This is a genomic window from Roseateles sp. P1_C1_2, assembly GCF_056406535.1.
Map to the genome: position 1 here is coordinate 18,516 of NZ_JBFUAB010000023.1, position 24,345 is coordinate 42,860.

18 protein-coding genes are annotated in these 24,345 nt (G+C 69.4%); 9 read left to right on the forward strand and 9 right to left on the reverse strand.

Annotated features, from left to right (window positions below; translation table 11 throughout):
• The first annotated feature begins 24 nt into the window (after positions 1–24).
• Both AC1D2H_RS22035 and AC1D2H_RS22040 read left to right on the forward strand, forming a co-directional pair.
• On the forward strand, positions 25–1,218 hold the full coding sequence (locus tag AC1D2H_RS22035; RefSeq protein WP_477936423.1) for a M20 aminoacylase family protein: 1,194 nt from the start codon (positions 25–27) through the stop codon (positions 1,216–1,218).
• Positions 1,215–1,757 (forward strand): DUF1415 domain-containing protein, encoded by a 543-nt coding sequence (locus tag AC1D2H_RS22040; protein ID WP_477936421.1) that lies wholly within the window; start codon positions 1,215–1,217, stop codon positions 1,755–1,757. Before AC1D2H_RS22035 ends, AC1D2H_RS22040 begins: the two co-directional genes overlap by 4 nt.
• Positions 1,758–1,760: 3 nt before the next feature.
• On the opposite strand, the gene AC1D2H_RS22045 is transcribed toward AC1D2H_RS22040, so the two are convergent.
• A complete protein-coding gene (locus AC1D2H_RS22045) occupies positions 1,761–2,114 on the reverse strand; it encodes a hypothetical protein (RefSeq protein ID WP_477936419.1) in 354 nt (117 codons plus the stop codon).
• Positions 2,115–2,271: 157 nt separating this feature from the next.
• On the opposite strand from AC1D2H_RS22045, the gene AC1D2H_RS22050 reads away from it, so the two are divergent.
• Positions 2,272–2,979, forward strand: a complete 708-nt coding sequence (locus AC1D2H_RS22050) for a response regulator transcription factor (RefSeq protein WP_478012461.1) — start codon at positions 2,272–2,274, stop codon at positions 2,977–2,979.
• Here AC1D2H_RS22050 and AC1D2H_RS22055 read toward each other — a convergent pair.
• The 4 genes from AC1D2H_RS22055 to AC1D2H_RS22070 all read right to left on the reverse strand — a co-directional run bounded on the left by AC1D2H_RS22055 (position 2,976) and on the right by AC1D2H_RS22070 (position 8,537).
• Positions 2,976–3,785, reverse strand: coding sequence for a CheR family methyltransferase (locus AC1D2H_RS22055; RefSeq protein ID WP_478012462.1), 810 nt, complete (start codon positions 3,783–3,785; stop codon positions 2,976–2,978). The genes AC1D2H_RS22050 and AC1D2H_RS22055 overlap by 4 nt on opposite strands.
• A 14-nt stretch (positions 3,786–3,799) precedes the next feature.
• The gene (locus AC1D2H_RS22060; protein WP_478012463.1) at positions 3,800–4,144 is read right to left on the reverse strand and encodes an STAS domain-containing protein; all 345 of its coding nucleotides are present in this window, start codon (positions 4,142–4,144) and stop codon (positions 3,800–3,802) included.
• A gap of 86 nt (positions 4,145–4,230) precedes the next feature.
• Positions 4,231–5,946, reverse strand: coding sequence for a sensor domain-containing diguanylate cyclase (locus AC1D2H_RS22065; protein WP_478012464.1), 1,716 nt, complete (start codon positions 5,944–5,946; stop codon positions 4,231–4,233).
• A 110-nt stretch (positions 5,947–6,056) separates the two neighbouring features.
• The gene (locus tag AC1D2H_RS22070; RefSeq protein ID WP_478012465.1) at positions 6,057–8,537 is read right to left on the reverse strand and encodes a sensor histidine kinase; all 2,481 of its coding nucleotides are present in this window, start codon (positions 8,535–8,537) and stop codon (positions 6,057–6,059) included.
• On the opposite strand from AC1D2H_RS22070, the gene AC1D2H_RS22075 reads away from it, so the two are divergent.
• A complete protein-coding gene (locus tag AC1D2H_RS22075; RefSeq protein WP_477936407.1) occupies positions 8,536–9,732 on the forward strand; it encodes a vanadium-dependent haloperoxidase in 1,197 nt (398 codons plus the stop codon). The genes AC1D2H_RS22070 and AC1D2H_RS22075 overlap by 2 nt on opposite strands.
• A 7-nt stretch (positions 9,733–9,739) precedes the next feature.
• Here AC1D2H_RS22075 and AC1D2H_RS22080 read toward each other — a convergent pair whose 3' ends face one another.
• From AC1D2H_RS22080 to uvrA, 3 genes are all read right to left on the reverse strand, one after another.
• Positions 9,740–12,400 carry a S9 family peptidase gene (locus AC1D2H_RS22080; protein ID WP_478012528.1) on the reverse strand — a complete coding sequence of 887 codons (2,661 nt, stop codon included), beginning with the start codon at positions 12,398–12,400 and terminating at the stop codon, positions 9,740–9,742.
• A gap of 300 nt (positions 12,401–12,700) precedes the next feature.
• Positions 12,701–13,096 carry a hypothetical protein gene (locus tag AC1D2H_RS22085; RefSeq protein ID WP_477936405.1) on the reverse strand — a complete coding sequence of 132 codons (396 nt, stop codon included), beginning with the start codon at positions 13,094–13,096 and terminating at the stop codon, positions 12,701–12,703.
• 106 nt (positions 13,097–13,202) lie between these two features.
• Complete coding sequence (gene uvrA, locus AC1D2H_RS22090; RefSeq protein ID WP_478012466.1) at positions 13,203–18,830, reverse strand: excinuclease ABC subunit UvrA; 5,628 nt, start codon at positions 18,828–18,830, stop codon at positions 13,203–13,205.
• A gap of 229 nt (positions 18,831–19,059) precedes the next feature.
• Here uvrA and AC1D2H_RS22095 point away from each other — a divergent pair, with 229 nt between their 5' ends.
• Positions 19,060–19,572, forward strand: coding sequence for a response regulator (locus AC1D2H_RS22095; RefSeq protein WP_478012467.1), 513 nt, complete (start codon positions 19,060–19,062; stop codon positions 19,570–19,572).
• A gap of 246 nt (positions 19,573–19,818) precedes the next feature.
• Here AC1D2H_RS22095 and AC1D2H_RS22100 read toward each other — a convergent pair whose 3' ends face one another.
• On the reverse strand, positions 19,819–20,538 hold the full coding sequence (locus tag AC1D2H_RS22100; RefSeq protein WP_477936399.1) for a response regulator: 720 nt from the start codon (positions 20,536–20,538) through the stop codon (positions 19,819–19,821).
• Between the two features lie 131 nt (positions 20,539–20,669).
• Here AC1D2H_RS22100 and AC1D2H_RS22105 point away from each other — a divergent pair, with 131 nt between their 5' ends.
• The 4 genes from AC1D2H_RS22105 to AC1D2H_RS22120 are packed head-to-tail and all read left to right on the forward strand — an operon-like array spanning position 20,670 to position 24,340.
• Positions 20,670–20,867, forward strand: a complete 198-nt coding sequence (locus tag AC1D2H_RS22105; RefSeq protein ID WP_477936397.1) for a hypothetical protein — start codon at positions 20,670–20,672, stop codon at positions 20,865–20,867.
• A 15-nt stretch (positions 20,868–20,882) separates the two neighbouring features.
• The gene (locus AC1D2H_RS22110) at positions 20,883–21,308 is read left to right on the forward strand and encodes a globin family protein (protein ID WP_477936395.1); all 426 of its coding nucleotides are present in this window, start codon (positions 20,883–20,885) and stop codon (positions 21,306–21,308) included.
• Between the two features lie 37 nt (positions 21,309–21,345).
• On the forward strand, positions 21,346–23,346 hold the full coding sequence (locus AC1D2H_RS22115) for a hybrid sensor histidine kinase/response regulator (protein WP_478012468.1): 2,001 nt from the start codon (positions 21,346–21,348) through the stop codon (positions 23,344–23,346).
• 43 nt (positions 23,347–23,389) lie between these two features.
• Positions 23,390–24,340: a Bug family tripartite tricarboxylate transporter substrate binding protein gene (locus AC1D2H_RS22120; RefSeq protein WP_478012469.1), complete on the forward strand. Its 951-nt coding sequence runs from the start codon at positions 23,390–23,392 to the stop codon at positions 24,338–24,340.
• Positions 24,341–24,345 lie beyond the last annotated feature (5 nt).

Sequence of the window (24,345 nt, forward strand, 5' to 3'; positions counted from 1 at the left end):
TACAGAGCCTGAAGTCACCCTCTCATGAAGCTCATCGACACCATCCTCGCCGACGCGCCGGCCATCACGGCCATCCGCCGTGACCTGCACAAGCACCCCGAACTCTGCTTCCACGAGCAGCGCACCGCGGACGTCATCGCCCAGGCGCTGACCGACTGGGGCATCCCCATCCATCGCGGCCTCGGCACCACCGGCGTGGTGGGCATCGTCAAGAACGGCACATCCGACCGCGCCGTCGGCCTGCGTGCCGACATCGACGCATTGCCGATGACCGAGCGCAACCAGTTTCCGCACGCCAGTTCATATCTCGGCCGCATGCACGCCTGCGGCCACGACGGCCACACGGCCATGCTGCTGGCCGCGGCCAAGCACCTGGCCAAGCACCGCAACTTCGACGGCACGGTCTACCTGGTCTTCCAGCCCGCCGAGGAAGGTGGTGGCGGCGCCCGCGAGATGATCAAGGACGGCCTGTTCGAGAAGTTCCCGATGGAGGCCATGTTCGGCGCCCACAACTGGCCCGGCATGAAGGCCGGCCAGTTCGCGCTGAAGAGCGGCCCGGTGTTCGCCAGCAGCAACGAGTTCAAGATCACGCTCAGGGGCAAGGGCTCGCACGCCGCCATGCCCCACCTCGGCCTGGACCCCGTGCCGGCGGCCTGCCAGCTCGTCACGGCCTTCCAGACCATCGTCAGCCGCAACAAGCGCCCCATCGACCCCGGCGTCATCTCCGTGACGATGATCCACGCCGGCGAAGCCACCAACGTCGTGCCGGACTCCGTCGTCATGGAAGGCACGGTGCGCACCTTCACGCTGGAGCTGCTGGACCTGTTCGAGCGCCGCATGAAGGAGATGACCGAGCAGCTCGCCGGCGCCTTCGAGCTCACCGCCGAGTTCGAGTTCCGCCGCAACTACCCGCCGACCATCAACCACCCCGCCGAGACCGAGTTCGCGCGCCGCGTGCTGGCCGACATGGTCGGTGCCGACAACGTGCAGGAGTTCGAGCCGACGATGGGCGCCGAGGACTTCAGCTACTACCTGCTGGACAAGCCCGGCTGCTATTTCCTCATCGGCAACGGCGAAGGCGAGCACCGCATCGGCGGCCATGGCATGGGACCTTGCACGCTGCACAACCCCAGCTACGACTTCAACGACGATTTGATCCCGCTGGGCGGCTCCATGTGGGTGCGCATGGCTGAACAGTGGTTGAACACGCCGCGATGAATTCCGAACAGATCATCCAGGACACCCGCGACTGGGTCGTCAAGGCCGTCATCGGGTTGAACCTCTGCCCGTTCGCGAAAGCCGTGCACGTCAACGAGCGCATCCGCTATGTCGTCAGCGAGGCGACCGATCCGGAACAGCTGCTGAAGGACCTGGCGCACGAGCTGCTGGCGCTGAACCGCGCCGACCCGGAGGAAGTCGACACGACGCTGGTCATCCACCCGAATGTGCTGACCGACTTCCTCGACTTCAACGACTTCCTCGACGCGGCAGACGGGTTGGTGGAAGAGCTCAAGCTCGACGGCATCCTGCAGATCGCCGACTTCCATCCCGGCTACCAGTTCGACGGCAACACGCCCGACGACATCGCCAACTACAGCAACCGCTCGCCCTACCCCACGCTGCATATCCTGCGCGAGGACAGCATCGAGCGCGCCGTCGAGTCCATGCCCGACACGGCCTCCATCTACGAGAACAACCTCGAGACGCTGGACAAGCTGGGGCACGAGGGCTGGGCAGCCCTCGGCCTGAAGAAGTAGCCGCTACTCCTTCACCCAGGAGAACGCGCCGCCGCCCTTCTTGGGTGAATTGGCGCGCGTGCGCAGCACCGCGTCGAAGCCGCTCTTGCCACCGTTCCAGATCGCCGTCAGCAGGCTGACGACATCATCGCGGGTGTAGGCGTCGAGGTCGGCGCGGAACTGCTTGATGGCCGCGGCCAGCATGTCGCGCGGCAGCTCCTGGTGGGTGGCCAGCACGAGAAACATCGCGGCATAGAGATCGGGCCAGGCCGCGCACAGCGCCTGGATGCGCCGCAACGCCTCCGCCGGTGCAAAGCGATGACCGGGCTGCAGCCAGTCCAACTCGTCGGGGCCTTCGTCTTGAACGTCGTCGTCCATCGCGGTCTCCTCGTGCCGCTCGCTGGCGGCTTGATTTATCACAGCGCCCATCTAGTGTCAGTCATTTATGACCCAAAGCGTGCAGCAAACCACGTTCCGATGGCTTTCCGAGACGCCCTGACGCCTCAGTCATGCGGCAAACTCCGCGGTTGCTCCCGTGTCCAACGCCGCCATGCACCCCAAGACCCTCGCCCTCATCGACGACGACGCTGAGTACTCCGAGTTCCTGACCCAGCATCTGCAGGAGCAGCAGGGCATCGCGGTCAGCCGTTTCGACGACAGCAACGCCCTGCTGGCCTCGCCCGAGGCCTTCAACTTCGACTTCTATCTGGTCGACCTGATGCTGCCCGGCGTCAACGGCGTCGAGCTCATCAAGATCCTGCGCCGGCGCACCGACGCCGGCGTCGTCGTCGTGTCCGGCCGCCTGGGCCCCGAGGTCTTCCGCGAGGTCATCACGGCCGGTGCCGACATGTACCTCGTCAAGCCGGTGCAGTTCGAGCAGGTGTCGCTGGCCATCGCCGCCGTGCAGCGCCGCGTCGCCAAGCCATCGGCAGCCGATGCGGTCTGGAAGCTGGACCGAGCCAGCGGCGAACTCGTCGTGCCCGACGGCACGCGCATCCAGTTGAGCGAGGCCGATCGGCAATTGCTGGAATGCTTTGCCCAGGCCAATGGCGAACCGGTCACGCGCGAGGCCCTGCTGAACAAGCTCGGCCGCGAAGTGCCCGATGGCGAGACCGACGACGGCCTGTCGGCCACCATCTACCGCCTGCGCCGGCGCATCGAGCGCGCCACGCCCACCCTGGTGCCGCTGCAAAGCAAGTCGCGCGTCGGCTATGTCTTCCGCGCGCCGCTGCAGCTGATCTAAGCCTGTTTTCTGAACACGCCCGGCGCCAGCTTCTCCAGGCCCGCCAGGCTCAGGTCCTCGCCGGCGCCGATGAAGAACAGGCCACCGGGCCGCAGCTGAGCCAGCACGCGCCCGACGACGGCCTGCCGGGTCGCCGCGTCGAAATAGAGCAGCGCATGACGCAGCAAGACCGCGTCGAAGGGCCCGAGCTCGCCCACCGGCTGGCGCAGGTCCAGCCGCATGAAGTCGACACGTTCACGCAGGGCCGCCTGCATCTGGATCAGGCCGGCCGACCCCTCCTTGCCGCGCACGCCGTAGCGCCTGAGCCGCTCCGGCGTCAGCTGGCGCAGCCTGTCCTCGGCATAGATGGCCTCGAAGCCGGCGCGCAGCGCGCGCTCGCTGATGTCGGTACCGAGGACGGACCAGTCGGCGCCGATGCGGCCGGCCTGCTGCAGGTCGGCCAGCAGCATGGCCAGGCTGTAGGCCTCGTCGCCGAAGGCCGCGGCCGCGCTCCACAGCCGCAGGCGCGGCAGGCGCATGCGGCTGAGCTCGGACTCCAGCAGATCGAAGTGGGCGGGCTCGCGAAAGAAATGGCTGTCGCCGGTGGTCAGCAGGTCCACGGCCAGCTGCAGCTCGGCAGCGCCGTCCGCGCCGGCGATCAGCGCGACATAGGCCTCATAGCTGTCCAGGCCCAGACGCTGCAGCCGCGGCGCCAGGCGCGACGCGACCACGGCACGGCCGGCCGTCGAGAAGCTCAGCCCCACCGCCTCCTGCATCAGCTCGGCGAGTCGCACACAGGTGGACTCGCGCAGTTCCTGCAACAACATCGATCAGGCGACCCTCATGGCTGCGGCTCGCTGGCGGTGGATGCGATGAGGTCGGCCAGGCCGAGGGCCCTGCAGGCATGGGCGAGGACGTCGCTGGCCCGCGTCAGCTGCAAGCGCTGGCCGCGCGCGCCGAGGGCATGCGCCAGGGCCAGCAGGCTCTGGGCACCGGCGGCGTCGAATTGCTCGACGGCCGATCCATCCAGCTCGATGGCCTCGGCGTCGCCGGCGCGGCTCTCCAGCTCGACCAGCCACTGCGAGCGCAACTCGGCCGCCGTGTAGACGCTGATCTCCGCTGGCAGGCGGCCCCAGCAGACGCTGTGCGGCAGCGTGGCAGGGGCGGAAGTGGCCAGGGACAACATGGGCCCAAGCCTAGGAGGCACCGGCGGCGGCGGCTGCGGGGAGTTCTTGACCCCGCCTGTCGGGCCGCCTCCAGACCCGCCGCGGTTCAAGCCACGACTGCGGCCGTCTTCAGCACGACGGCATTGCGTCCGCCGCGCTTGGCCTCGTACAGCGCGGCATCGGCGCGCGCGATCAGCGGGCCCACGAACTCGTCATCCGGCGAGGCCAGGCTGACACCGATGCTGATGGTCAGCTTGCCGACCTCGGGGAAGGTTGCGGCCTCGACAGCGGCGCGGATCTTCTCGGCCGCCATGACGGCCTCCAGCGGCCCGGCCAGCTCCGGCAACAGCACGGCGAACTCCTCGCCACCGAAGCGGGCCGCGACGTCGCCGATGCGCACGTTGGCCTGCAGCATGGCGGCGAGCTGGCGCAGCACGGCGTCGCCGGCGGGATGGCCATAGACGTCGTTGACGCGCTTGAAATGGTCGACGTCCACCAGCAGCAGGCCGTGCACGCGGCCGTTGCTGACGCCGTAGCGGCGGTCCAGGGCCTGGGCCTCGGCCAGGCGCGCGTCCAGGCTGCGGCGGTTGTGCAGGCCGGTCAGCGGGTCGCGCGTGGCCAGGTGTTCCAGGGCCGCGTTGGCGGCCTGCAGTTCGGCGGTGCGCTGCTCGACCTGGGCCTCCAGCGTCGCATTGGTCTTCTGCAGCTGCTGCTCGGTGTCGAGCAGGGACGTCGCCATGGACTGCATCGCATCGCTGAGCTGGGCCAGCTCGCGGGCCGCCGGCTCGGCGGGGAATTCGGGGATGCGGCGCTCCACCTCGACGCGCTGGGCGATCCTGGYCAGTTGCTCGACGGGCCGGCTGATGCGCCGCGCCAGCAGCAGGGCGGCCAGCGTCAACGCGGTGGCCACCATCAGGCCGAGCAGCACCAGCTCGCGGCGCAGCTCGCGCACCGGGCGCATGGCCTGCTCCAGCGGCTGGCGGGCGACGATGCGCCAGCCGAGCTCGGCATTGGTGCGCGCCTGAAGGGCGGCCTCGCTGGTCAGGTATTCCTTGCCGTCGCCAAAGGTCTGCCGGCCTTCGATGCGGCCATTGGCGAGGTTGCTGGGCAGCACGGCCGCGCCGGCGCTCTGGGCGAGCTTCATCGCCTCCGGGTAGAGGATGCGGCCCTGGCGGTCGAGGATGAGGGCGTCGATGCCGCTGCCGGGCTGCTGGCGGCGTACCGTGCCGTCGACGATGCCGGTGATCCAGCGCCAGTGCGCATGGGCGCCGACGACGCCGCGCAGCCGGCCTTCGGCATCGCGGATGGGGGCGGCGAAGTCGATGAAGCGCGTCGGCTCGCCATTGGGCTGGGAGGGCAGCATGGTGGCGAGCAGCTTGGCCTCGTGCACATCGCCCACATAGACACGCTCGCGTGCCGCGATGAACCATTCGCGCTGGGCCACTGAGCGCCCGGTCAGCATGCCGCCGGTGGCCTGCAGCACGATGCCGTCGGGGGCAGCGACGCCCATCCAGGCGAACTCGTCGTGCAGGGCCTGGCGGCGGTCCAGCGCCTCGCGCACGGCAGCGGCGTCAAGCTTGCCGTCCACGAGATGAGGAGCGATGCTGAGCAGCTCGATCTCGCGCTCGCGGTCGCGCAGCTGGGTGGCCAGCAGCTCGGCGGCGGCCTGGGCCGTGGCCCGCACGGCCGACTGCTGGGCCGTGTAGAGCTCATCGGTCGCCAGGTTGCCGAGGTAGCCGCCGACGCCGGTCAGGATGGCCAGCGCGAGGCCGCCCAGCACCAGGCTGAGCTGGCTGCGCAGGCTGAGCGGGCCCTTCTTCATGACAGCACGATCCATGGGGCCCGCAGCCTAGCGGGACCCCAGCGCGGCGTCGCGTGACCCGGCACGGTTTCAGCCGTAAAAGTCGTGTCGGCCATCACGCTTGGCGGCATCTAGTCGGCCTGCGGCAGGCTCAACCGCATCACGGTACCCAGCGGCCCGGTGCGCAGCAATTCGGCCGTGCCACCGTGCATGTCCATCACGCGGCGCACGATGTACAGGCCCAGGCCGTGGGCCGACTCGCCGACGCCGGCATGGCCGCTGCCGCGCGCGCCACGCGTGAACAGGCGTGGCAGCAGCTCGCGCGGAATGCCGGGGCCGGCATCGGCCACCTCGAACTGCAGCACGGCGGGTTCGTCGAAGTCGATGACGTGCAGCGTCACCGGGCTGACGCCGGGTGCGTACTTCAGCGCGTTGGACAGCAGGTTGCGCAGGGCCAGGCGCAGCAGGCTCATGTCCATCAGCGCGGTGCGCGTGGCGGTGTGGCGGTGCACGACGATGCGGTCGCGCTGCTCGCGCGGCAGGTCGGCAATCGTCACGGCGATCAGCGTGTCGATGTCGGTGTCCTCGCGGGCGACGCGCCCGCCACCGGCCAGCAGGCTGGCCGCGGCCAGGGTGTTGTCGACCCCGGCCAGCACCGTGCCCAGCACGGCCTGGGCGCGCGTCAGCCGCTCCTGCGCCTGGCGCTCGCCACGCCCGGCCAGGCTGGCGGCGGCGCCCTGCAGCGCGGCGCTGGCGTTGTTCAGCGGCTGGCGCACCTCGTGGGCCAGCACGTCCAGCATCTCGGAGCGCTCGTGCAGCAACTGGTCCAGCTCCTGCACATGGCGCTCGGTCTGGCGGCGCATGCGCTGCTCGTGGGCCAGTTCGGCGCGGCGCTGCAGGTCCTCGGTGATGTCGTCCACCAGCGCCAGCGCGCGCAGCGGCTGACCCGAGGCGGTGTATTCGGCCACCGCCGAGACCAGCACGTCGCGCAACCGGCCGTCGGCGCAGATCAGCTGCACGGGGCAGTCGCTGACATGACCGTCGCGCCACATGGCAGGGCGGTAGATGTCGCGCACCTGCTGCGACGACTCGGGCGTCATGAAGTCATCCATGGCCCGGCCGATGACCTGCTGGCGCTTGTAGCCCAGGCGTTCCAGCCAGCGGTCGGACACGCTGAGCACGCGGCCGGCCGCGTCCACCGAATGCATCAGCGCCGGCGTCGACTCATACAGCGCCCGCAGCCGCTGGCGGTTGTGCTCCAGCTCGACGGCGGCGCGGTGATGCTCGGTGACGTCCTGGAAGGCGCCCACCAGCCGCACCGGCACGCCGTCCTGCCAATCCACCTGGCCCTGGGACAGCACCCAGATCTCGCGCCCCTTGGCGGTCACCAGCGGCAGCTCCAGGCTCCAGGCCTCGCCATGCTGCATGCCCCGCTGCACGGCGGCCTGGATGACGGTGCGCGCCTCGGGCTTGTAGTAGTTGATGGCCTCTTCCAGCGAAGGGACGTGGCCGGGCTCGAGGTCGTGGATGCGGCAGGTCTGGTCGCTCCAGACGATTTCCTCGCTCTGCAAGTCCAGGCTCCAGCCGCCGATGCCGGCGACGCGGCCGGTGCGGTCCAGCAGCACCTTGCTGTCGCGCAGCTCGCGCTCGGCGCTGATGCGGTCGGTCACGTCCTCCGTGATGCCGACGAAGCCGCGCAGGCCGCCGTCCGGCGCCAGCAGCGGCCGGGCACGGGCCCAGACCTGGCGCACGCCGTGGCCGTTGCCGCCGCGTCGCAGCCGGTAGCGCATCTCGAAGGGCTGGCGCAGCTCGATGCAGCGCTGCCAGTGGTCGAGCACCGAGCTGCTGTCCTCGGTCGTCAGCGTCGCCGCCCAGCCTTCACCGAGGGCCGCGCGCGCCGACAGGCCGCAGATGCGCTGCCAGTTCGCATTCGTGAAGATGAAGTGCCCCGCCGCATCGGTGCGGAAGATGCCCAGCGGCGTCGTCTCGGCCAGCACGCGAAAAGGCTGCTCTGCCGCCTCGTCGCCGGCCAGCCCCAAGGCGCGCTCGCGCATCATCAGCGCTTCGGCGGCCGCGTCGGCCAGGCGGGTCAGCGCCTCGCGCTGGGCCTCGGTCAGCTCGCGCGGCTTGAAGTCGACGACGCACAGCGTGCCGGGGTGGCTGCCATCGTCCAGGCGGATGGGCACGCCGGCGTAGAAGCGCAGCGGCGGGCTGGCCAGCACGTCGGGATGCTCGACGAAACGCTCGTCCAGGCGCGCGTCGCACACCTCGAACAGGCCGTCGGCCAGCAGCGTGTGGGCACAGAAGGTCAAGGCCCGCGGCGTCTCGCTGCGGCCGAAGCCGACGGCGGCCTTGAACCATTGGCGGCGCTCGTCCAGCAGGCCGAGCAGGGCGACGGGCGTGCCGCAGATCTGCGCGGCCAGCGCGGTCAGGTGGTCGAACAGCGGCTCGGGCTCGCTGTCCATGACGGCCAGCGCCGCCAGGCGGGCGAGGCGGCGGTCTTCGTCGGGCGGTGGGGGCGGGGTCACCATGGCCGACAGCTTAGGGCAGGTCTTGCCGCGCCCGGTCGCACGGCGTAGCGTCGCCCCTTTGCTGCTCAGGGAGAAGTTCATGCTCAAGCTCACTGTCCTGCTGCTGGTCCTGCTGGCGTCTGCGGCACATGCCGACGTCGTCAGCGACTGGGCCGAAGCCACGCCCAAGGTGCTGCAGAAATCGCCGCGCGGCCAGGTCCAGCCGGCAACGCTGCTGACCGACCTGGCGATGTTCAACGCGCTGAATGCCATCACGCCGCGCTACCAGGCCTATGGCGCGGCACCGGTGCCCGTGCCCGACGCCTCGCCTGACGCCGCCGTCGCCTCCGCCGCGCGCGTCGTGCTCGGCAGCGTGCCGGGCGCCGACCAGGCCCTGCTCGACAAGACCTACGAGGCCTCGCTGAAGGCGGCCACCGATGCAACGGCCCGCGCCAAGGGCGTGGCCCTGGGCCGGCGCGTCGCGCTGGCGCTGCTGGCCCTGCGGGCCGACGACAGCCATGCCCGCGTCGAGCCGCCCAAGGTCGAGGCTGCACCCGGCATCCATGTGCTGACGCCGGAATACAAGCAGGAGTCCGGCGTGGGGCTGGCCAGGCTCAAGCCCTTCGGCATCAAGGACGTCGCCGCCTACGACCCCGGCCCGCCGCCGGCCGTCGGCAGCGCCATCGCGCAACGCGACCTCGCCGAGGTCAAGGCCGTTGGCGGCCGGGTCAGCACGCAGCGCACGGGCGAGCAGTCGGTCATCGCGCTGTTCTGGAATTCCGGCGAGGGCGAGGACGCCGTGGCGATGCTCAAGACCCTGGCTGAGGCCAACAAGGCGACGCCGCTGGAATTCGCCCGCATGCTGGCGCTGATGGACATGGCCGACCTCGATACGCGCATCGTCTATGTCGGCCTGAAGACCAAGTACCGCCACTGGCGGCCCCACAACGCGCTGCGCGGCGCCTTTGCCGATGCCAGGCTGCGCGACGCGGCGTGGGAACCACTGATCCACACACCGCCCAACAGCGACTACCCCTCGGGCGGCGCCGCCGGCGGCGGCAATCTGCAGACGCTGCTGGCCAACTTCCGCGGCGGCAGCCAGGCGCCGCTGGTCTGGGTCAACTCGACCTTGTCGATGACGCGCAGCTGGGCCACGCCCGAGGCCATGGGCCAGGAACTGGCCAACTCACGCGTCTGGAGCGGCGTGCACTTCCGCAACTCGATCGATGTGGGCTACCGCCTCGGCCAGAAGGTGGCCGAGGAAGTGCTGGCGACGCAGCTGCGGCCCTTGCCCTGACCTTGGATCAGGGAGCAGCGCGACCGAGGTTGCGCACCCAGAAGGCCTCGTACTTGCGGTGCCAGCCGGCCGGCTTGACGACGCCGCCCAGGGCATGGACGCCGTCCGGGTCGAGGAAGAGCTCGACGAGGGACTCCTTGCCCGAGTCCAGCAGCTCGCGGTAGACGTTGACGGTGTCCTGGTAGAGCACGTTCGGGTCCTGCATGCCGTGCACCAGCATCAGCGGCTTCTTGAGGCCCTTGGCCAGCGGCAGCAACGAGTATTTGCGCAGCACCGGCTTGGTCCGGTCGGTGGCCTTGCCGATGGTGCGGCCGCTGTACCAGCTGTTGTAGTTCTCCCATTCCGTCGGGCCGGCACCGGCGATGCCGGCAGCGAACACGTCGGGCCGGGTGTACATCGTGTACTGGGTCTGGAAGCCACCGAAGCTCCAGCCGTTCAGGCCGATGCGACGGGCGTCGACGCCGTATTGCGCGGGCAGCAGCTTGGCGAGGTCTTCCAGGTCCTCGGCCTGGGGTTCGCCGGCGCGCTCCCAGTTGGCATCGGAGAACTTGCGGCCATAGTTGCTGTGGCCACGCGGGTCCACGGCGACGGTCACATAGCCATGCTTGGCGGCCATGTACTGGCCGAACAGGTAGGCGGTGTTCTGGAAGCTGTCGACCTCGACGATGTGGCGGTCGTTCAGCGGGCCGCCGTAGACGTAGACGATGGCCGGGCGCTTGTCGCTGGCCTTCCAGCCCGCGGGCTTGAAGACATAGGCCTCGATGCGGTCGCCATGGCGGTTCGTGAAGTTGAAGCGCTCGGGCTGCAGCAGCTTGAGCTGGGCCCAGGCCTTGTCGCTGCTGTCGGTCAGCGTGCGCGGTGCCGCCTTGCCGTCGGCGGCCAGCAGCTTGAGCTCGGGGCGCTGGGCCCAGTTGCCGGCGTTGGCGGCCACCCAGCGGCCGTCCTCGGATGAGGCCGCGGCGCGGTGGAATTCACCGGCCGTGCCCACGGCCTGCGTGGCACCGCTGGCCAGGTCGACACGCAGCACATTCATGGCCGCCGTGTCGCCCTGGTTGGCCAGCACGAACATGGCCTTGCTGTCGGCCGTGAAGCCGACAACCTGGTGGGCCTCGAACTCGCCCTTGACCAGCGGGCGCAGCGCCTTGCTCGCCACGTCGATGGCATAGGGCTGGCGCCAGCCGCCTTCGTCCAGCGTCAGCACCAGCGTCTTGCCATCGGGCGTGAAGCGCGGCTTGAGGACATTGACGACCTCGTGACCAACATCGCCACGGCGCTCCAGCACCATCTCGGGTTTGACCGATTCGTCAGCGCTGCCGAGGTAGACGCGCAGCAGCTCCTTGTCGCGCTCCCAGGTCGTGAAGGCATAGCGGCTGCCGTCACGCGCCCAGGCCACATCGCTCATCTCGAACCAGACGTCGCCGCCGGCGTTGGTGAACACCGGCTCGGCCTGCTTGCGCGGCGACGCGTCACCCGCCGGCACCTGGCGGATGTAGAGGGCCAGCGGCTTCTCCGTGCGCTTGTCGTCGGACACCTCGCGGTTGACCTTCTTGGCGGTGGCCCAGCGCTCGCTGTAATTCATGATCTCGACCTGCTTGGGCGGCGGGGCCGGCTTGTCGTCGGCCGTCTTCAGCGGCGCCCTGGCGAGCAGCGACATCCAGCGGCCGTCCTCGCTGATGGCGGTCTGGTCGATCTTGTACTTCTTCTGCTGCTCATCGTCGCCATGGATGAGCTCGCGATTGACGACCTGCACACCAGGCAGCTTGAAGCTGGTGCGCAGCACGCGGGTGTCGTCGTTGAACAGCACGCCGCTGTCGTCGCCCGTGTAGCCCACCAGGCGCAGCTCGCGCTGCGTCGCCACCAGCGGCAGCACGGCCGGCGCCTTGTCGTCGGCCTTCCAGCGGTAGAGGCCGCCGCGGTACTGGAAGACCAGTTCGTCGGCCTTGTGCGCCCAGGCGAACTGGGTCGGCCCGGGGTAGAGGTCGCTGGGCTTGAGCTTTTCGCGGGCCAGCTTCTTCTTCAGCTCGTCGCGCAGCTCCCACACCTCCTTCTCCTTGTCGTCCTTCTTGTCGGCGGCGGAGGCGGCCGATGCCGGCGCAGCCGCAGGCACGGGCTTGCCGGCACGCTTGGCCGCCAGCGCGGCCATGGCCTGCTTCTCGGCCTCGGCCTCGGCCTTGTCGGCGGCCTTCTGGGCGTCGTCCTTGACCTTCTTCTCGGCCAGTTCCTTCTTCAGGATAGCCAGCTGGGCGTTCTCCCATTGCGACAGGTCGACCTTGTCGCCACGCAGATAGGCCTGCTGCGCGACCTCGCGAACCTGGCGCTCGGCGTATTCGGTGTTGCGCTGCTTGAGCTTCTTGTCGAAGCGCTCCATGTCCTCGGGCGACTCGAAGGCCGCCATGACCTGGGGCGAGGTGATGCGCGTCGTCTTGCCCGTCTTGGTGTCATGCACCCACAGGTCGGTGCCGGGCTCGCCGAAGGGGCTCCAGAGATAGGCCAGATAGCGGCCGCTGCGGCTGAAACTGGCTTCCTTGGCGTTCTCGCCACGGTAGGGCTCGGCGCGGAAGATCTGCTCGAGGGAGGCGACGGCGGCGGGCGCCGTCTGGGCCTGCAGCGGGGCTGCAGCCGACAGGGCAATGGCAAGGGCCAGGCTGCTCAGCGCAGCGACGGTCACGGGCTTCAAGGGGGTCTCCTGAATTGGCCCCCTAGGGTTAGGGGCGCCGAATTTTAGGGAAGGTCCGCGTCCACTCCATTCGTCACGGCCCGCCCAGGCCCGCAGGCCTCAGAGCCAGTGCATCAGAACGGCACCCAGGCCGGTTGCGCCACTGGACGCACCGATCAGCCACACATCGCGCCTCTCATTGCGGAGACGCCAGGCATGCAAGGCGGAACCAGCCAGAACGGTGGCGAGGAGGGTGAGGCAACCAGTCAGGGGTTCCATGAGGCAGGCAGATGAGAGTTGGGTGAGAGGCGATCAGCGCAGCGCCGCGACGGTTTGCGGTGCCGTGGACTGCCGGGACTTGCGCCACAGCGCGATCGCCAAGTGGATGGCCAGGCCGATGCCCAGCAGCAGCAAGGCGCCCAAGGCCCACACCACCCAGGCCAGCACGGTCACGCCGCCGGACAGCGACGGCAGCATGCCTGCGAGTGACTGCAACTGGGGCGTCAGCGTTTCCAGCGTGGACACCAGCCAATCCGCTACCGGCCCCGGCAACCAGGCGGTCAGCGACGCGGGCAGACTCCAGTCACCCGAGCCGATGCCGCCGGCATGCGTCAACATGGCCACCAGCAGCGCATGCCCGGCCATGACCAGCCCGGACCACAGGGCCAGCAACAGCAACACCAGCACCCACCCGACCAGAAACACCATGGCACGACCCTCGGTCAAAGAACCGCCGGAGTGTGTTCGGCCGGCCCTCGATGAGGAAGATGCTCAGCCCTCAGCCAAGCTTCTGCAAAACCGAAGTGACCCTATCTCAAGCCACACGAGAAAGCACGGGTTTCAGCGCCACGCCGGTATGGCTGCCGCTGGCCACCACCTGCTCCGGCGTCCCTTCGATGACGACACGACCACCGGCATTCCCGCCCTCCGGCCCCAGGTCCAGCACCCAATCGGCTTCCGCAATCACATCCAGGTCATGCTCGATGACGACGACCGAATGCCCGCCCGCGACCAGGCGATGCAGCACGCGGATCAGCTTCTCCACGTCGGCCATGTGCAGGCCCACCGTCGGCTCGTCCAGCACATAGAGGGTGTGCGGCGCCTTCTGGCCGCGGCGGGTGACGTCGTCGCGCACCTTGACCAGTTCGGACACCAGCTTGATGCGCTGCGCCTCGCCGCCCGACAGCGTCGGTGACGGCTGGCCCAGCGTCAGATAGCCCAGGCCGACGTCCTTCAACAGCTGCAGCGGATGGGCAATCGACGGCATGGAGGCGAAGAACTCGACGGCTTCGTCGACCTCCATGGCCAGCACGTCGCCGATGCTCTTGCCGCGCCAGCTGACGCCCAGGGTCTCCGGGTTGAAGCGTTGGCCGTGGCATTGGTCGCAGGGCACCTTGACGTCGGGCAGGAAGCTCATCTCGATGGTCTTCATGCCCTGGCCCTCACAACCGGGGCAGCGGCCCGCGCCGGTGTTGAAGCTGAAGCGCGCCGGCGCATAGCCGCGCGCCTTGGACTCCAGCGTCTCGGCGAACAGCTTGCGGATGGCGTCCCAGAAGCCGATATAGGTGGCCGGGCAGGAGCGCGGCGTCTTGCCGATGGGGGTCTGGTCGACCTCCAGCACGCGGTCGACCTGGGCGTGGCCTTCGATGCCATCGCAGCCCGCCCACTTGGCCGGCGCCTTGCGCAGCGGCACGGCGACGGCCATATTGGCCAGCAGCACATCGCGCGCCAGCGTGGACTTGCCGGAGCCGGACACGCCGGTCACGGCCACGAGGCGGTGCAGCGGCACGTCCACCGTCACGGCCTTGAGGTTGTGCAGCGCCGCGTTCAGCACGGTCAGCTTGGGCGCGTCCGGTTCGATGGGCCGGCGCGGCTGCAGCGGGTGGATCAACGGATGGGCCAGCATGCGGCCGGTCGTCGACTCGGGCTCCAGCGCGAGCTGCGCCGCCGTGCCCTGGGCCACGACGCGGCCACCACGCTTGCCGGCGCCGGGGCCGATGTCGATGATATGGTCGGCGCGGCGGATGGTGTCCTCGTCGTGCTCGACGACGACCAGCGTATTGCCCTTGTCGCCCAGCGTGGCCAGGGCCTTCAGCAGGATCTGGTTGTCGCGCGGGTGCAGGCCGATGGTCGGCTCGTCCAGCACATAGCAGACGCCTTGCAGATTGCTGCCGAGCTGGGCGGCCAGGCGAATCCGTTGCGCTTCGCCGCCCGACAGCGTCGGCGCCGCGCGGTCCAGCGTCAGATAGCTCAGGCCGACTTCCTCGAGGAACTCCAGCCGGCCAAGGATCTCGCTGATGACGTCACGGGCGATGTCGGCATCACGGCCGTGCAGGTGCAGGCCCTTCACCCACTCGCGGGCCTCGCCGACGCTCCAGGCGGCGACTTCGCCGATGCCCTTGTCCTCGAACTCCACCGAGCGCGCCGTCGGGTTCAGGCGCGTGCCGTGGCAATCCGGGCAGACCGCGTCCGTCAGGCCCTCGACCTCGGCCTCCTCGGACGGGAAGCTCTGCTCGCGGCCGCGGTTGTCGTCGCTCTGCACGCTGTCGTCCAGCGCCTTGCGCTGCTCCCGCGTCAGCGCCAGGCCCGTGCCGACGCAGCCCTTGCACCAGCCATGCTTGGAGTTGTAGGAGAACAGCCGCGGGTCCAGCTCGGGGTAGCTGGTGCCGCAGACCGGGCAGGCACGCTTGGTGGAGAACACCTTGACGCTGCCGACACCGGCGCCGGTAGCGCCGGCTTCGACGCTGAGGCCGTCCAGGGGCGCCAGCAGATGCAGCACGCCCTTGCCGATGTCCAGCGCCTTGGCCAGCAGCTCGCGCAACTCGGCCTCGCGCTCGGGCTCGATGACGAGGTCGCCGACCGGCAGCTCCAGCGTGTGCTCCTTGAAGCGGTCGATGCGCGGCCAGGGCGAGGTGGGCAGGAACTCGCCGTCCACGCGCAGATGGGTGTGGCCACGGCCCTTGGCCCATTTGGCGAGGTCGGTGTAGACGCCCTTGCGTGCCACCACCAGCGGCGCCAGCAGGCCGACATGCTGGCCACGGTAGTCGCGCATCAGCTGGGCGGCGATGGACTCGACGCTCTGCGGCCGCACCGGCGCGCCGTCGTTGATGCAATGCTGCACGCCCAGCTTCACGTAGAGCAGGCGCAGGAAATGCCAGACCTCGGTCGTCGTCGCGACCGTGCTCTTGCGGCCGCCGCGACTCAGGCGCTGTTCGATGGCGACGGTGGGCGGGATGCCCCAGACCGCATCCACCTCGGGCCGGCCGGCCGGCTGCACGATGGAGCGGGCATAGGCGTTCAGCGATTCGAGATAGCGGCGCTGGCCCTCGTTGAACAGGATGTCGAAGGCCAGCGTCGACTTGCCGGAGCCGCTGACGCCGGTGACGACGTTGAACTTGCCACGCGGGATGTCGACGCTCAGGCCCTTGAGGTTGTGCTCGCGGGCGTTGACGATCTTGATGGCCTCGTCGGTCTGGCGGCGGGCGCGGATGATGGACTGCAGCGCCCTGCCCCCCTCTTCCACGACGGTGGCGGGGCGGTCCATGTGCAGCGCGTAGTCGCGCAGCGCCGCGGCGGTGTGCGAACTGGCGTGCTTGGTGATATCTTCGGGCGTGCCGACGCAGACGACCTCGCCGCCCGCCTCGCCGCCTTCGGGGCCGAGGTCGATGAGCCAGTCGGCCGCGCGGATGACGTCGAGGTTGTGCTCGATGACCAGCAGCGAGTGGCCGGCCGTCAGCAGCTTGCGCAGGGCGCGCATCAGCTTGGCGATGTCGTCGAAGTGCAGGCCGGTCGTCGGCTCGTCGAACAGGAAGAGCGTGCCCTTCTTGGCCACGCCAAAGCGCGGCGACGCCGCCGCCTCGGCGAGGAAGCCGGCGAGCTTCAAGCGCTGGGCCTCGCCGCCCGAAAGCGTCGGCACCGGCTGGCCCAGGCGCACATACTCCAGGCCCACGTCGACGATGGGCTGCAGCTTGGCCAGCACGGCGCGGTGCTCGCTGAACAGGTTCACGGCCTCGGCAACCGTCAGCTCCAGCACGTCCGACACGCTGAGGTCGCGGTCCTTCAAGGCCAGCTTGACGTCCAGCATCTCGGCGCGGAAGCGCTTGCCGTCGCAGTCCGGGCAGCGCAGATAGACGTCGCTGAGGAACTGCATCTCCACATGCTCGAAGCCCGAGCCGCCGCAGGTCGGGCAGCGGCCGTCGCCGGCGTTGAAGCTGAACATGCCGGCCGTGTAGCTGCGTTCGATGGCCAGCGGCGCGACGGCGAACAACTTGCGGATCTCGTCGAATGCGCCGACATAGCTGGCCGGGTTGGACCGCGCCGTCTTGCCGATGGGCGACTGGTCGACAAAGACCGCGTCGGCGAGGAAGTCCGCGCCCAGCAGCCGCTCGTGCACGCCGGGCGTCTCGGTGGCCTTGCCGAACTGGCGGGCCAGGGCCGGGTAGAGCACGTCCTGCATCAGCGTGCTCTTGCCCGAGCCGCTCACGCCCGTCACGACGACCATGCGCTGCAGCGGGAACTCGACGCTGACGTCCTTCAGGTTGTGCTCGCGCACGCCTTCGAGGATGAGCTTGGGCGTGGACTCGTCCACCAGCCGCTTCAGCCCCATGCCGACATGCTTGCGCCCGCCCAGGTAGGCGCCTGTCAGCGTGTCGGCCGAGCGGATGCTGTCGGGCGTGCCGTCGAAGACGATCTGGCCGCCACGCTCGCCGGGGCCGGGGCCCATGTCGATGAGGCGGTCGGCCGCCAGCATGACGGCCGGGTCATGCTCGACGACCACCAGCGTGTTGCCGGCATCGCGCAGCCGCTGCATGGCCTGGACGATGCGGCCCATGTCGCGCGGGTGCAGGCCGATGCTGGGCTCGTCCAGCACGAACAGCGTGTTGACCAGCGAGGTGCCCAACGCCGTGGTCAGGTTGATGCGCTGCACCTCGCCGCCGGACAGCGTGCGGCTCTGGCGGTCCAGCGTCAGATAGCCCAGGCCGACGTCGCAGAGGTAGCGGCTGCGGTGGCGGATCTCGTCCAGCAGCAGCTTCAGCGCCTCGTCCAGCATGGTGCTGGGCAATTGCAGGCCGTCGACGAAGTCGCGCAGGCGCTGGATGGGCAGCTGCATCAGGTCGTGCAGGGCCAGCCCCGGCATTGCCTCCAGCTGCTCACGCGACCAATCGACGCCGACGGGCAGGAAGCGTTGCGCCGCCGGCAGCGCGGCGTCGGCCAATGGCTTGGCGCCGACACGCCACAGCAGCGCCTCGGTCTTCAGCCGTGCGCCGCGGCAGGCCGGGCATTCCGTGTAGCTGCGGTATTTGGACAAGAGCACGCGGATGTGCATCTTGTAGGCCTTGCTCTCGAGGTAGTCGAAGAAGCGCTTGACCCCGTACCACTGCTTGTTCCAGTTGCCGTTCCAGTTCGGCGTGCCGTTGATGACCCATTCGCGGTGGGCCGGGCTCAACTCCTTCCACGGCGTGTCGCGCGGAATGCCGGCCTCGCCGGCGTACTTCAGCAGGTCGTCCTGGCAGTCCTTCCAGGCCGGCGTCTGCATGGGCTTGATGACACCGTTGCGCAGCGTCTTGCGGTCGTCGGGAATGACGAGGCCGAGGTCGACACCGATGACGCGCCCGAAGCCGCGGCAGCTGTCGCAGGCGCCGAAGGCCGAGTTGAAGGAAAACAGCGCCGGTTGCGGGTCGGCATAGCGGATGTCGCTTTCGGGACAGTGCAGGCCGGTCGAGAACCGCCAGAGTGTTGCGCCATCGTCACCAACGTGAACATTCACCCGACCCGCACCGCGCTTCAAACTCAGCTCGATGGCCTCCATCGCGCGCTGCTTGTCGGTGCCCCGGATGCGGAAGCGGTCGGCGACCACGTCCAACACTTTTTTACCCTCGACCTCGCGCTCCCCCTGGACGCGCGTGAAGCCGCTTGCCGACAGCCATTGCTGCACCTGCTCGGCCGAGGTGTTGCCGGGCAGCTCCACGGGGAAAGTGAGCACCATCCTGGGGTCGCCAGCCTCCTCGCCACGCGCCATCAGCTCCACATAAATGCTCTGCGCCGTGTCATGCCTGACCGGCAGCGCCGTCTTGCGGTCAAACAGCTCCGCCGCGCGTGCAAAAAGCAGCTTCAGGTGGTCATTCAGCTCCGTCATGGTGCCAACCGTGGAGCGGCTGGTGCGCACCGGGTTGGTCTGGTCGATGGCGATGGCGGGGGGCACGCCGTCCACTTTGTCGACGGCGGGGCGGTCCATGCGGTCCAGGAACTGGCGCGCATAGGCCGAAAAGGTTTCCACATAGCGCCGCTGGCCCTCGGCATAGAGGGTGTCGAACACCAGGCTGGACTTGCCCGAGCCGCTGGGCCCGGTGACGACGGTCAGCTCCGCGGTATGCAGATCGAGGTCGAGATTCTTGAGGTTGTGCTGCCGAGCGCCTCGGATGCGGATCAGACCGTCAGACATTGATGGGGAGGGCCAAAACGACAAAGGCGAGCAGTGTAGGGACGCGCCTGGCTGAAAACTGTCAGCACGCGCGACCGACAGGCGGTCGATTCAGGCGACATCGACGGCCAAATTCGCACCGTATTCGTGGGGGCAAGCGGTTGCGCGGCGGCGCCGGCTGAGGCAACAATGGCCCACGGCCTTTCGAGGGCCGCATAAGAAAAGAACAAGCTGACACAAGGACATGGGGATGGACAAGTCGAGGTTGCCCGAGCCAGCGCTGGCGTTGGTTCCGTTCTGGCTCAACGCCGCCACCGGAGGTGCGGGTGTTGACGCGCCGGAGCCCGACGAGGGCGGTGCCGCCCCGAGCCAACGACAAGCCCAGGTCCTGYTCGTCGAGGACAACCACATCAACCAGGTCGTCGCGCTGGAATTCCTGGCGCTGATGGGCGTTCAGGCCCGCCTGGCCAAGAACGGCCTCGAAGCGCTGGCCGCCTGCGCCGAATCCGCACCCGACCTCGTGCTGATGGACATCCAGATGCCCGGCATGGACGGCCTGGAATGCGCCCGCCGCATCCGCACCCAGCAGCGCGAAGGCAAGCTGCCCGCCTTCCCCATCCTGGCCCTGACGGCCCATGCGCTGGACGCCGACGTGGCTGCCAGCCTCGAGGCCGGCATGGACGAGCACCTGACCAAGCCGCTGGACTTCGTCGCGCTGCGCACGCGCTTGCAGCGTTGGCTCAAGCTACCCACAGCAAACTGAGGCCCCTCGTCCAGTTCGCCTGCTGAACGCGGCGAAGCTGGTCGGTCTTGCAGACCGCGCTGCGGCAGTGCCGCAGCTCTTCGGCAGGCACATCACGCCCACTGGGCGTAATGTGTCCGGCCTCAGCCCCCTGGGGGACGGCGATGCTCGCGGCATTGAGCCGCAAGCACATCGCCCTGGCGGGCCGGCTAGGGGCGGCCCGGCGCTCGGCCCGGCTTGCCGGATCGACCGGCAAGCATCGCCAATTCAAACAGCCGGCACGTAGACGTAACCAACGTTCCTCACCGTCTTGATGACCTCCGGCTTGTCCGGGTTGCGCTCCACCTTGCGGCGCAGGCGCATGACGCGCAGGTCGATGCTGCGGTCGAAGACGTCCCAGCCGCGGTTGTGCGCCTGTTCCATGATCTGGTCGCGGTTCAGCGGGCGGTTGGGGTGGCGGGTGAACAGGGCCAGCAGGTCGAATTCGGCGGCGGTGATGTCGATCTCCTCGCCGTCCGTGCCGAAGAGCTTGCGCTGGGCCATGTCGAGCTCGCACAGGCCGAAGGCGACACGCTCCGGGTCGCCGGGCGCCGGCAGGGGCGCCGCCGTCACCTGCAGGCGGCGCAGCACGGCGCGCACGCGGGCCAGCAGTTCGCGCAGCTCGAAGGGCTTGGCGATGTAGTCGTCCGCGCCCACCTCCAGGCCCACGATGCGGTCGATGGCCTCACCGGCCGTCGTCAGCATCAGCACGGCCAGGCGCGGGTGGCTCTCGCGCAGCGCCCGGGCCAGGGACAGGCCGTTCTCGCCCGGCATGTTGATGTCGAGCACCGCAACGTCGGGCACGCGTTCAGCGACGCGCAGGCGCGCCTCGGCCGCGTTCTCGGCCTGCATGACTTCGAAGCCGTTGCGGCCGAAGTACTCGGCCAGCAGGGCGCGCAGTTCGGGCTCGTCGTCGACGAGCAGCACGGTGGGGGTGACGTCTGGCATGGCGACGAATGATAGGCAGGACCGCCCGGCACGGCACGGGGCTGAAACAAACGCAACACAGGCGCGCCAGCGTGAAGCGGGTTTGAAACCGGCGCTGCCGACAGTAGCGACACACCAACCGGAAGACCGCCATGCACTACCGCAGCGACAACCCCCACACCGACTGGCCCGAGACCATGCTGGTCGGCTACCGCAGCGAAGCCTTCGCCGAAGACCTCGAGCACAGCCCTCAGCCCGCGCCCCGCTGGAATCTGCTGGAGCGTCTCGTCATGGCCCTGCCGCTGCTGTGCGTGTTCGCCCCCGTCGCCGACGCCTACCTCATCCACTGAACCGAGACCGCCGCCATGACCCCGCAGCAAATCGACCTGATCCGCAGCAGCTTCGCGCCGCTCAAGCCCCTGGCGCCCACCGTGGCCGAGGCCTTCTATGCCCAGCTGTTTGCCCGTGACCCCGCACTGCGCGCGCTGTTCCGCGGCGGCGACATGGGCGAGCAGGGTGCGCGGCTGATGCAGATGATCGGCGCCGCCATCGACCTGCTGGACCGTCCCGCCTCGCTGAACCCCGTGCTGCTCAAGCTCGGCCAGCGCCATGCCGGCTACGGCGTCGTCGAGGCGCACTACGCCAGCGTCGGCGCCGCACTGCTCGACACCCTGGCCGCGGGCCTGGGCGACGGTTTCACGGCCGAGGTGCGCGAAGCCTGGACGGCGATGTACGGCCATGTCGCGCGGACCATGCAAGAGGGTGCTGCTACCGAGGTGCTGGCGGCTTGAGCGTCCTTATCATCGGCCGCGCCCAGGAGCGAGCCGAATGACAGAAACCGTCCACTTCCACCCCGCACCCGACGCCGGCGTGGGCGAGCTCGGCAGCGTGCTCAAGGCCACGCTGCCGCTGCTGTCCCAACTGCTGGAAGCGGTGCCGGCGCGCGTCGTCGTCATCGACGTCGGCGAACGCTTCGTCTGGGCCAACCACGAGTTCTTCAAGTTCACCGGCCTGCATGCCAAGCAGGTGCTGGGCCAGCCCATCGGCCGCATCCTCGGTGAGGCCGCCTACGCCAGCTACAGCGCGGTGCGCGAGCGCCTGGCCACGGGCCAGACCGTCGCCTGGGAGGGTTGGACCGAGCTCGCCGGCGTGGGCCGGCGCTATATGCGCGAGCACCTCGTGCCGGTGGACGTGCGCGAAGGCGTGCCCCAGTCGACCGTGGCCATCAGCCTGGACCTGACCGAACTCAAGATCCGCGACGCCGAACTGTCGGCCAAGGTCGCCGAACTGCAGGCCAGCGAGGCCCTCAAGTCCTCGATCTTCGACCATGCGATGGCGGCCCTGGTGTCCACCGACGCGAGCGGCCACATCGTCGAGTTCAACCCCGCTGCCGCTGCGATGTTCGGCCTCGCCCGCGACGCGGCCCTGGGTCGCCCGGTCTCCGAGGTCATGATCCCGGCGCGACTGCGCGCAGCCCACGAGGCCGGCATGGCCCGCGTCACGGCCGGCGGTGAGCAGCGCATCATCGGCAAGCGCATCGAGATGCAGGCCCAGCGCGCCAACGGCGACGAGTTCCCGGTCGAGATGGTGCTGTGGCGCACCGACGTCGCCGGCCAGGCCTTCTACACGGCGTCGCTGTTCGACCTGTCCGAGCGCCAGACGGCGCTCAGCGAGATCGAGCGCCAGCGCGAGGCGCTGCGCCAGAGCGAGAAGCTGACCGCCATGGGCAGCCTGCTGGCCGGCGTGGCCCACGAGCTGAACAACCCGCTGTCCATCGTCATGGGGCGTGCGGCGCTGCTGGCCGAGAAGATGAGCGGCGACCCGCGGGCCGCCGATGCCCAGCGCATCCACGAGGCCGCCGAGCGCTGCGGCCGCATCGTGCGCACCTTCCTGAACATGGCGCGCAGCCGGCCGGCCAACCGCAGCGAGGTGGCGCTGAACGACCTCGCCACCGCCGCCGTCGACATGCTGGGCTATGTGCTGCGCAGCCACGGCATCGCCGTCACGCTGGACCTGCTGCCCGGCCTGCCCCCCGTCAAGGCCGACGCCGACCAGATCGGCCAGATCGTGCTCAACCTCATCGTCAACGCCCAGCAGGCCCTGGGCGCGCGCGACAACGGCCGCCGCCTGACCGTCTCCACCGGCGTCGCACCCATGACCGACGGTGACCGCCGCCGCACGCCGCGCGTCTGGCTGCGCGTGCGCGACAACGGCCCCGGCATCGAGTCCGAGCTGCGCGAGCGCATCTTCGAACCCTTCTTCACGACCAAGAGCGAGGGCGTGGGCACGGGCCTGGGCCTGGCCGTGTCCCGCTCCATCGCGCGCGACCACGGCGGCGAGCTGACGATGCAGGACGACGGCGACTTCGGCGCAGGCGCCTGCTTCTGCCTGCAGATGCCCGTCAGCGGCGAGCCCGAGCCCAGCGAGACCGAACCCGTGCCCCTGCCGGAGACGGATGAATGCAGCGCCCGCCTGCTCGTCGTCGACGACGAGGCCGAGATCGCCGAGCTGATCGGCGAGATGCTGTCCGGCGCCGGCTACGAGGTCATGACGGCGGAGTCCGGCGCCGTCGCACTGGCCATGCTGGCCGAGGCGCGCTTCGACGCCATCGTCAGCGACCTGCACATGCCCGACATCGACGGCGCCCAGCTCTGGCGCGAGGTCAAGGCCCTGCACCCGGCGCTGGCGCGACGCATGCTGTTCGTCACCGGCGACACGCTGTCACCCATCGCCCGCCAGTTCCTCAGCGAGGCGCGCTGCGACAGCCTCAACAAGCCCTTCTCCAAGCAGGAGCTGCTGGCGCGCATCACGGCGCTGCTGCAACCCTGAGCCTTGCCCATAATCCCGGCACAACACTGACGGAGACGAGCCGATGAAGCGACGCATGCTGCTGCCTGCGCTGATGAGCCCCTGGCTCGTGCAGGCCCAGGGCAACAAGCCCTACACCTGGATCGTTCCCTTCCCCGCCGGGGGCGGCACCGATGCCTTCGCGCGGCCGCTGACCGCGCTGCTGACAAGGCAGCTGGGCCGCCAGGTCATCATCGACAACAAGGGCGGTGCCGGCGGCACGGTGGGCGCGGGCATCGCGGCCAAGCTGGCGCCGGACGGCAGCAATTTCTTCATGGGCGCCGTGCACCACACCATCGCGCCGTCCATGTACCCGCGGCTGGACTACCGGCTGGAAGAGGACTTCATCCCCGTCGCCCTGCTGGCCAGCGTGCCCCAGGTCATCGTCGTGCACCCGGGCCAGGTGCCCGTCAGCGACCTCAAGGGCCTGCTCGCCACCGTGCGCGCCAAGCCCGGCAAGCTGAACTACGGCTCGGCCGGCAACGGCACCTCCCACCACCTGGCCGGCGAGCTGTTCAAGCTGCAGACCAAGACCTTCATCACCCACATCCCCTACCGCGGCGCCGGCCCGGCCCTGCAGGACCTGATCGCCGGCCAGGTGGACCTGATGTTCGACGGCCTGGGCTCGTCGGCCACCCACATCAAGAGCGGCCGCATCAAGGCGTTGGCCGTGGCCGGCAAGCAGCGCGCCGTCGGCTTCCCCGATGTACCGACCGCCGCCGAGGCTGGCGTGCCGGGCTATGAGGTGTCGACCTGGTATGGCCTGTGGGCCCCCAAGGGCACGTCCAAGGAAGCCGTCGGCGCCATGCAGGCGGAGCTGAAGCGCGCCTTCGCGACGGACGACATCCGCAACATCTGGCACGGCCTGGGCGCCGAGACGCCCAATCTCTACGGCGACGCCTTCGGGCAGTTCGTCAGCGCCGAGGTCAAGCGCTGGGCGGAGGTCGTCAAGCGCTCCGGCGCCAAGATGGACTGAGCGCC